The 9,120-nt window shown below is 51.5% G+C and carries 9 protein-coding genes; 1 reads left to right on the top strand and 8 read right to left on the bottom strand.

Translation table 11 applies throughout. From position 1 onward, the window contains the following. Positions 1 to 195: 195 nt before the first annotated feature. From L2082_RS16760 to modB, 6 genes are all read right to left on the bottom strand, one after another. Positions 196 to 594 (bottom strand): hypothetical protein, encoded by a 399-nt coding sequence (locus tag L2082_RS16760; protein ID WP_446009844.1) that lies wholly within the window; start codon positions 592 to 594, stop codon positions 196 to 198. Between the two features lie 77 nt (positions 595 to 671). After that, positions 672 to 2,018, bottom strand: coding sequence for a DUF58 domain-containing protein (locus L2082_RS16765; protein WP_446009845.1), 1,347 nt, complete (start codon positions 2,016 to 2,018; stop codon positions 672 to 674). A gap of 18 nt (positions 2,019 to 2,036) precedes the next feature. Next, complete coding sequence (locus tag L2082_RS16770; protein WP_446009846.1) at positions 2,037 to 2,987, bottom strand: AAA family ATPase; 951 nt, start codon at positions 2,985 to 2,987, stop codon at positions 2,037 to 2,039. A 47-nt stretch (positions 2,988 to 3,034) separates the two neighbouring features. Beyond that, complete coding sequence (locus tag L2082_RS16775) at positions 3,035 to 3,574, bottom strand: DUF3124 domain-containing protein (RefSeq protein WP_446009847.1); 540 nt, start codon at positions 3,572 to 3,574, stop codon at positions 3,035 to 3,037. Between the two features lie 13 nt (positions 3,575 to 3,587). Continuing rightward, entirely contained in the window at positions 3,588 to 4,643 is a 1,056-nt protein-coding gene (gene modC / locus L2082_RS16780; RefSeq protein WP_446009848.1) for a molybdenum ABC transporter ATP-binding protein, read from the bottom strand. A 3-nt stretch (positions 4,644 to 4,646) separates the two neighbouring features. Continuing rightward, positions 4,647 to 5,327: a molybdate ABC transporter permease subunit gene (gene modB, locus L2082_RS16785; RefSeq protein WP_446009849.1), complete on the bottom strand. Its 681-nt coding sequence runs from the start codon at positions 5,325 to 5,327 to the stop codon at positions 4,647 to 4,649. A 543-nt stretch (positions 5,328 to 5,870) separates the two neighbouring features. On the opposite strand from modB, the gene L2082_RS16790 reads away from it, so the two are divergent. Continuing rightward, on the top strand, positions 5,871 to 6,428 hold the full coding sequence (locus tag L2082_RS16790) for an HdeD family acid-resistance protein (RefSeq protein ID WP_446009850.1): 558 nt from the start codon (positions 5,871 to 5,873) through the stop codon (positions 6,426 to 6,428). Between the two features lie 50 nt (positions 6,429 to 6,478). Here L2082_RS16790 and ppcA read toward each other — a convergent pair whose 3' ends face one another. Then, the gene (gene ppcA, locus L2082_RS16795; protein WP_446009851.1) at positions 6,479 to 7,939 is read right to left on the bottom strand and encodes a phosphoenolpyruvate carboxylase; all 1,461 of its coding nucleotides are present in this window, start codon (positions 7,937 to 7,939) and stop codon (positions 6,479 to 6,481) included. Positions 7,940 to 8,107: 168 nt separating this feature from the next. Next, positions 8,108 to 8,857 carry a molybdate ABC transporter substrate-binding protein gene (gene modA / locus L2082_RS16800; RefSeq protein WP_446009852.1) on the bottom strand — a complete coding sequence of 250 codons (750 nt, stop codon included), beginning with the start codon at positions 8,855 to 8,857 and terminating at the stop codon, positions 8,108 to 8,110. Positions 8,858 to 9,120: the final 263 nt, after the last annotated feature.

Genomic DNA, 9,120 nt, shown 5'->3' on the forward strand with positions numbered 1-9,120 from the left:
ACCCAAAACGTTTGATATGTCAAACACGAATAAAAAATGTTTACGAAAATATTTTTGTTCAACTATGCTATTTCAGCATTTGAGAGGGGTTCGGGAATTGCTGCTGAAGGGGCGAAGAATATGAACAAAGGCCGTTGTCTCAGGAGAAATTCCAGACATGACTCACGGCCTTTTATTCGTATAAGCCTTCTCCTTCTACTCACAAACATTATCCGCCTGATGGCAGACAAGCACCTCAGCAACGTCAGAGTTCTCCATCAACTCCTTGGCAAGTTCACTATCAAACCCACAATCATAACGATCAGCTGTTTTAAGAAGAGGGCGTCTTATAAGGTAGTTATCGTTGATCATCTCATCAAAGATGTTTTCTTGTGTCAGACGTGCAGGGTCAATATCACCACTCTTGACTCTGGGCGCATAGGGATTATGCCACTTGTCAAAAGACAGGTTTTGAAAAAAGGGTGTCAGCTTTTCCGCTGTCCATTCTTCTTCAAAGATGTTTTTGACTGTGACCTTGTGCCCTTTCTCTTTCAGCATTTCTATCTGCTTCTTGTTGTTTTTACACTCGGGTTTAACATAGATCTCAACATTCATGACATGTTCTCCTTGGTTGTTTTTGAAATTATAATCTTTTTGTTGTATTTGCTTTGTTTAATGCATTCATGCTCTTGTTATAACCCAGTTACCCCTTGCTCCATCTCACCAGCAACCAGCACATGAAAATTCTCTGCATCACTCTGCATAGGCCCCGGGTCACCCACAGCATCGACCTGCTCGGTAATCACGATCACCTTCAACGGTACTCCCAGCCCCTGCATTTTTTTTATCATCTCCTGCCGTTCTTCATCCCAGCGCAGCAAGATACAGATACAACCACTGACCCGAGAGGCATGATTAAGCAGGAGTGAGGAAAGTTCAGCAAAGGGCCGATCATGACAGGGCTGGGCACAGGCCAGGATTTCCATCATGCTTTCTGTATGGGATATCCCCCGGCCCGAGGAAAAACAGTAGGCCTTATTGCCAACAAACATCAGATCCAGCAGGGATTCCTGGTTTTCCACGGTGCTGACAAAGGAGGCAGCCAGCGACACTGCTTCTTCAAAGGCCCGGCTATAGGGCTGTTCCTGAAAGGTATCCAGCACCAGACCGTGGCGGACAAAGAACTCATCCTGATAATTTTTCACGATCAACTTGCCGGTCTTGGCCCAGCTCTTCCAGTGGATTCGTCGCAGGGGGTCACCGGCCCGATAGTCGCGCAGAGAGATAAATTCATCAGCATTGCCCACAGAAGAGGCCAGGGCAACCCCGCCGGGTTGATGGCGATGGGAACCAGGAAGGGCCAGTTCCGGTAAGCGATAGCGTTTGGGGAGCACCAGCACTCGTTCATAGTTAGGTAAAAAACGACAGGCCTTAAACAACGAAAAGGGGTCAGGACGGGAAAGCGTAATACCGGTCAGCTCCAGATAGCCCCTGTGCAAGGGCATGACCTCAATGCGGACCTGCTCTTTGCCGTGCGGAGGCAGGGAGGGCAGAGGGTGCTCTTTTCCCTTGGCCTGCCGGTTTTTAGACACCAGCCACATCCAACGATAGACCATGGTTTTTCTGTCCCAGGCATTACGACTGTCTTCCTCTGGTTCACGGGCCCGGAGAAATTCGTCATAGGTGGGACGGGGATCACCAAACTGCTCGCTAATCAATAGACCTTGTTGTTGCTTGGGGGAATAGTTGTGAACCTGGACAGAGTAGGTTAAGGGCTCGCCTGCCTGGGCAAATTTGGGCAGCTTGCGGGTGATGGTAATACGGATTCGAAAAAAGAGGCTGAACAGGAAGGCAACAAGGAGAAGCGCCAGGGCAAGGGTAAAGACCTGGTAGGTGGTACTGCTTCTCGGGTTGACTCCAAGGCCCGCAGAAACGGCAAGAACGCCTAAAAGCAGGAGGCCTGCTGAGGTAAAGTGTTTTTTTCGCCAGCTGCTTACTCCGTCAAAGAGCTTATAAGATATATAGAAAAAATATCGCATAGCGTAACGAGCTGCCAGCTATGCTGGAACAGGAAGTGATTCCATGATTTCTTCCACAATGCCCTGGGTGGTTTGACCGGAAAAGCGGGCCTGGGGATCAAGGATCAGGCGATGGGCAATCACAGGGACTGCCAGCTCCTGAATATGATCCGGGGTCACAAAGTCCAAACCATCAAACAAGGCCAGGGCCCGGGCCGTTTGCATAAGAGACAAGGAGGCCCTGGGGCCAGCTCCGAGAACAAGGCCCGGAGAAGAGCGGGTGGCATGCACCAGTTGGACAATATACTGCTTGAGTTCTTCGCTGACATGGAGAGCATGAACCTGTTTTTTGACCATGAGGATTTCTTCAGCTGTGCTACAGGCAGCAACATCTTCAATGGGGTGGTGGTCGCTCTGGGTGGAGAGCATGGTCACTTCTTCTTCTATACTGATATAGCCCAGGCTGAACTGGAGAGAAAAACGATCCATTTGGGCCTCAGGCAGAGGGTAGGTACCCTGTGATTCCACCGGATTCTGGGTGGCAATAACAAAGAAGAGATCTTCCAGTGGACAATGACTGCCATCAATGCTGACCTGTTTTTCTGCCATTGCCTCAAGCAGGGCAGATTGGGTCCTGGGTGAGGCCCTGTTGATTTCATCAGCCAGCAGGATATTGGTGAAGACCGGCCCCTTGTGCAGGCGAAATTCTTTATCGTTGGGATCAAAGACGGACACACCAAGGATATCCGAAGGCAGGAGATCAGGCGTGAACTGGATACGGGTAAAACGGGTCTCAATGGAAAGGGCCAGGGTCTTGGCCAGGGTGGTCTTGCCCGTGCCAGGATAATCTTCAAGCAGAATATGGCCGCCACTGGCAAAGCCTGCCAGGAGCAGTCGGATGGAATCGGTTTGCCCCTTCATAACCTTTTCGATATTAGCTGCAACCTTGTGCAGGACGGCAGCTGCATATGTGATATTCTGTTCTGTCATAATTTTTTTTATAATAAACTTTTATCCCTTGATCCCTTGCCAACAGATCAGAATGGCGGGGGGATGTCGATATGCTTGATTACCCGGCCTGAGCTGGTAAAGGAAAGCCCCTGGGTACCGGAGTTGCTCACCATCAATGCCTCAACAACAGGTTCGTAAACAGGTTGTTCTGCAACCCATTCAACAATAAAATGTGTTCCCACGCCACCGGTTTGCTCACCACTATCAACAAAAAAATCCGTTGCTGCCATTGGCCCTAACCGGAGTGGTTGTTCCCGGTACTCCTGCACCATCTTGCCTGTGGTGTTATAATAGCGAACAGAGGTAACGAAAATAGGGTGGGTGAAGTCTGTATTATGGATGGTCAGAGTCACGGCCAGTTTCATGGTGTTATTGCCAGTATAATGTACCTTTGAATAGGCTGGCACAAAGAGGGTCTGGCCTGTTGTGATTGTCATATCATGGATGAAAACAGTTTCCTCTTCTGTTGAAGTCTGCTGAGGAGGCTTTTCATCCTGGGAGATACAGGAAAACAATAAGGTCGTGATAAAGAGAGTAGCAATGATTGTACCTGAAAATAAGCGCATATTCTTGCTCCAATTAATAGAGTCGTCGAAAGGCTGAGGCCTTGAATACGGCCACCACCTCTTTTCCTGGTCGGATATTCAGCTCTTCTACAGATTGCGGAACGATCTCCGCTATAAGGGTTTGCCCCTTGCAGTCCAGTTCAACGCCTACCAGCCAGTTTGTTTCATAGGTTCTGCGAACCGTGCAGGAAAGCATATTACGGGCACTGGAGGCATCAGGGTGTTTCTTGAACAGGATGATGTCCCGACCATTCAGAGAGAATTCTCCTGGACGTTGATCCGGGGCCTTGACCAGCATCATGGGAATGCTTCCCCAGCGACAGCTGAGTAGCTTGCCTAAATCCTCCATTGCATCCAGGTGGAGGAGATTGGTATATCCCTGTCCACCAGTACCGAAGCTGGTCCGGGCAAGTTCTTCTGTGGCCAGTTGTTGGGCAAGTTTCCCCTGTTGCATCACCAGCACCTCTTCTGTCATCATGCGAAGTTCCTGAAGGCTGTGGCTGATAAAGAGCATGGGGATGGAAAACTCGGCAAAGACCTGCTGAAGTTGAGGGATGATCTGATACTTCAGGGTGCTGTCCAGGCCGGACAGGGGTTCGTCCAGCAGGATGAGCTGGGGATTGGCCAGGATGGTGCGTCCCAGGGCCACCCGTTGCCGTTCACCGCCAGAGAGCTTGGTCACGTTGCGGTTGAGCAGCTGATCAATGCGCAGGACTTTGATGAGATGATCGGAGTTGATATTACGCTCCTGCTTGGGCAGGCGATTCATACCGTAGAACAGGTTACGTTGCACGCTCATATGCGGAAAAAGATGGGCATGTTGGAAGACCACACCCACCCGGCGTCTGTCCGGCGGCAGGCTGATCTTCTGTTCATGATCAAACAGGGTGCGCCCGTTCAGGCGAATGAAGCCGCTGTCCGGCTCCAGCAGTCCGGCCAGCATATGCATGAGGGTGGATTTGCCGCTGCCTGACGGCCCGAATACCCCGCATTGTTTGTTTTCCAGGGAAAAGGCGGCGTGACAGATAATGTCGGGAAACTTCTTGGTCACATTTACTTCGAGAAACATTGCCTACCTCCTTGCCAGACTGCGGTTGGCTGCCTCGCCGATGAGCAGCACGGCAAAGGAGAGCAGGATGGAGATCAGGCAGAGGGACAGAGCCATGCTGTCGCCGCCCGGCGTGCTGGTGTACTCATAAATAGCCAAGGGGATGGTCTGGGTGATACCGGGGATGTTGCCGGCCAGGACAATAGTTGCGCCGAACTCACCCAGGCTGCGGGCAAACATCAGGGTCATGCCCGCTAAAATGGCCCGGCTGCACAGGGGCACAGTGATGGTGAACAGGGTGTCCCACCATTTCGCCCCCAGGGTTCTGGATGCCTGGATGTACTGGCGGTCAATGCCCTCCATGCCGATGCGGATGGAGCGGACCAATAAGGGGAATCCGACCACGGCCGAGGCGATGATTGCCCCGCGCAGGGTGAAGATGATGCGGATGTCGAATTTGTCCAGCAGTCCGCCGATCCAGCCTTTGCGCCCAAAGAGCAGGAGCAGGAGATAGCCGGTCACCACCGGCGGCAGGACCAGGGGCAGGTTGATCATGCCCTCCAGCAGGGCCTTGCCGCGCATCTTGCTCAGGGCCAGAAGATAGGCCACGGCAAAGCCGGGGGGCAGGGCAATGATGGTTGCGGTGACTGCCACTTGGAGGGAGAGCTTAATGGCCTGGATGTCGTCAGGGGATAGGGTGAGCATGTTATCCGTTTTTTCAATTGTGAATAACGAAGGGCGGTGTTATCATTTAATGTATGAGTAAAACTGTCTATATTGAAACAAGTATCATCAGCTATCTGGCTTCCCGGCCCAGCCGTGATCTTATCTTCTCAGCGGCGGGCACGCACTCTGGCAGTCCGACATGAATCATGTTACTATGAATAACCTAAAGTACCGGAGTGTTTTCACTCGTTGCACTCTAGTGCAATTCATCATTGTACTCTAGTGTAACCTACCGTTGCACTCTAGTTCAACCCACCGTTGCACTCTAGTGTAACCTACCGTTGCACTCTAGTTCAACCCACCGTCGTACTCTAGTGCAAACCACCGTTACACTCCAGTACAACCCACCGTTACACAAGAGAGGTATTGCCCATTGTACCGGAGCAGTCTTGCGGAAAGGAGGCAGAGGCACCGCAAGCTTTCAGGCCGATTTGACAACAAAGCAATTTTCTGTTACCTCATTGGTCATGGTCTTTTAAAAAGCTTCATGAACAAAGGAAATAAATAGTAAGGAGGTAACACATGGACATGGTAGAAAAACAGATATCTTTTGTTTTTGCAGACAATTGGTGGGTGCTCCTTCTGCGCGGTATTATCGCCTTGGTTTTCGGTGTACTGGCGTGGGTATACCCTGGTATCACGCTGACACTCCTGATACTTTTTTTCGGAGTATATATTCTGACTGACGGCATCCTGCATGTGGGCGCTTCCATTGCCGGACGCAGGCAGAACAGATATTGGTGGACAGGATTGCTGGGCGGATTGATCGGTATTATTATCGGATTGGTAACCTTCCTGGCACCCGGGGTTACAGCCTTTGCTCTGCTGATCGCTATTGCAGTGTGGGCTCTCCTTACAGGCATTCTGGATATTGTGACTGCAATCCAGCTTCGCAAAGAAATTCAAGGCGAATGGCTGTTGATTTTCAGCGGGGTAGCCTCCTTTCTCCTGGGCATACTTCTTCTGATTATGCCGAGCGCCGGTATCCTGACACTGTTATGGTTGCTCGCTACCTATGCCGTTCTCTTTGGTCTGCTTCTTGTACTGTTGGCATTCAAAGTACGGAAGTTACGCACCTGAAGTAGCGAACCCACTGAGCGGGGAAAATAAACAAAACAGGGAGCAGGCGGCTACCCAAGAAATCGCCGAATCAGGGCCGCCCGCACCAGCATATCCGTGATATGCGCTGAATCTCCCTGTTGAAGCTCACGGCGAATCCGCTGCACAATGGCAAGATGCTCCTCGTTGGTTTCGTACTGTAGGCCTGACCTGTCCAGCGCAGCACGCAGGGCATGGGTCATGAATGGGCTGTCAAGATCAGTAAAGCAGAGGGCGTCCTGAATCTTGGCGCCAAAAGACGGGTAGATATTCAACATAAAGGCAAGATCATCTTTGCTCAGTTCCTCAAAGGCAATGAGTTCCGGCGGGAAACCCAGCGAATACAAGGCGCAGGTAAAGGAGATTGCCCGGGGCAGGGTGATCTCGCCGACTTCCCGTGAATAGCCAAACAGACCGACGTGGAGCTTGCGGGCGCGACGGGCCGGGATATACTTGGCCATTCGATTAATATGGGGTGCCAGCTCAATAAGATGGTGCTGATAGGTCGCACTGTAGCGCTGAATGATAGACTCTGCCTGTTCGACATCAACAGGAACCGCCGGTCCTATGTCGCGTTCCCGGAGATACCTGCACGCAGGCCGCACCTCGTCAATGGGATAATCAAATTTAAAGGCAGACTGAATGGAAAAGGTGGGCACACTGGGATACTCACGTCCCACCCGTTCAGCAGTGCGCGGAGAAAGTCCACCCCGAAATGGTGCTGACCCCATGCCAAGGATGGGATGAATACGGACTCCGCTTTGGCGGGACAGTGTATCCAGCTTTGCCAAGGCGATCTTGTTGGCCAGGGCCGCCGGAACCAGCCCGAAGTTCATGGCCGTGTCGGAACGGGCCAGGAAGACCCGCTGATCCTTAATCTCTTTGTCTGCCAGGTAGTCTGCAACAATTTCATCAGCCTTGAGCATGGTTTCCACGTCCTCGAACAGGGGAATCACCTGAATCCGGGACGGAGCAAATTCGCCGATCCACTCAGCAATGGTGATATCACCGCATCTGAAGCGTTCATGCTGGCGTCCGATGATGTGGTCGGCATAGTAGCGGTAGATGCGATCAATGCAGCAGGCCGAGGTCGCCATCGGCAGAATGACCTCAAAAATCGGTGGTACATCCCGTTTATAAAAGAGCTGGGCCGCATCATAGGAGCGGGGAATGCTTTCCAGGGTCTCCAGCAGGATTTTGCCCTCTGTCTTCTCCACAGTGGGATTGGGCACCCGAAGTGTGATGCGAAGATCCTCTCCGAGAACGTTCTCATGGAAGTACTCCGGGTAATATGAAAGCAACTTTTTGACCACGTAGGTATCAATCTCTTTGCCCTCCACATCCCACATCTGTTCATCACAGCCGAGGTGGGAGAAGGCATAGTAGGCCTCGCGGATTTCGTCTTCACCAACCAGCGCTGATCCCGAAGCAAAAAACGGGATTGAGGCATTATCGGGATGCTGGGTGCTCATGCAGCGAGGGATGGTCTTCATGATGGCTCCTTAGTCGTGAGATGGTCCGGAAGGGCTACCTGCTCAGGTTATGTCCCCTTCACCTTGGGCAGCGCATTACTGAACGGTATAATCTGAACAGATCAATTTACGAAACATATCCTCCTCTGTCAACAGGGGAAGTGCAGTGAACACGTCACGGTAAGGTTGTTACTTGCCCATCTCAAACCCATACTTCTTCAACACCTGCTTTGCCTCCGTGCTGCTCATATATTCATACAACGCCTTTGCCGATGCATTCTTTGCTCCGGCAACAGTCAGCCCCAGGGGATAGGCCACCTGGTCATACGAATCATCCGGCACGATGAAGAGAATTTTTGCATTCCGGGCCAGCAGAGCGTCGGTCTGATAGACAAAGGCTCCGTCCACCTCGCCCCGATCCGCATAGAGCAGGGCCTGGCGTACATCCTTGGCCATAACCAGTTTTCTCTGCTGCGCAAGCACCGTATATATTTTGGCGTGCTCCAGGGCCTGTTTGGCATATTGACCGGCCGGAACGCTTTGGGGGCTTCCCAGGGCAATACGGTCGAGTTCAGTCAGTTTGTCCAGAGCCAAGGACCTTGAACGTTTCTCCCCGACAAAGACCAACTTGTTATAGGCAAAGATACGATCTGTGCCCGGGGCGATAAGCTCCTTTCCCACCAGGTATTTCATCCATTTGGGATTGGCGGAAATATAGACATCCGCCGGTGCTCCTTGGTCAATCTGTTTAGCCAGACTTCCGGAAGAGGCAAAGTTGGGCCGGATCCGGGCCGCAGGATGGGCCGCTGCAAAACCGGTGATGATTTCCTTGAGCGCATCAGTCATGCTGGCTGCCGCAGAAAGGTTGACTGTCTCTGCCGAGGCAGTAGCTGCAAAAAAATGCACAACAAGAATAATTATGAGGACTTTGAGTTTCATATCTCTCCTTTATAATGCGGTGTCCTGCAATAACTTTCATCCCCCCTTGGGGAGGGATAACAAAAAATGAAAGTTGATCAGATGGTTTTAAGGAGTCACCCGGTACTTTCATAATAACCAATACATAACGATTGGCATAAAGAATCCACCCCCAGAGGGGGTGGTATTGGTTAAGCCCAGAGGGCATTTGTCTACTTGGCTCCCGTTTCCAAAACACCCTCGCTGATAAAATCAGCATCAGGAAACTTAACGATCTTCAACTG

The sequence above is a fragment of the Candidatus Electrothrix sp. genome (genome assembly GCF_052785085.1).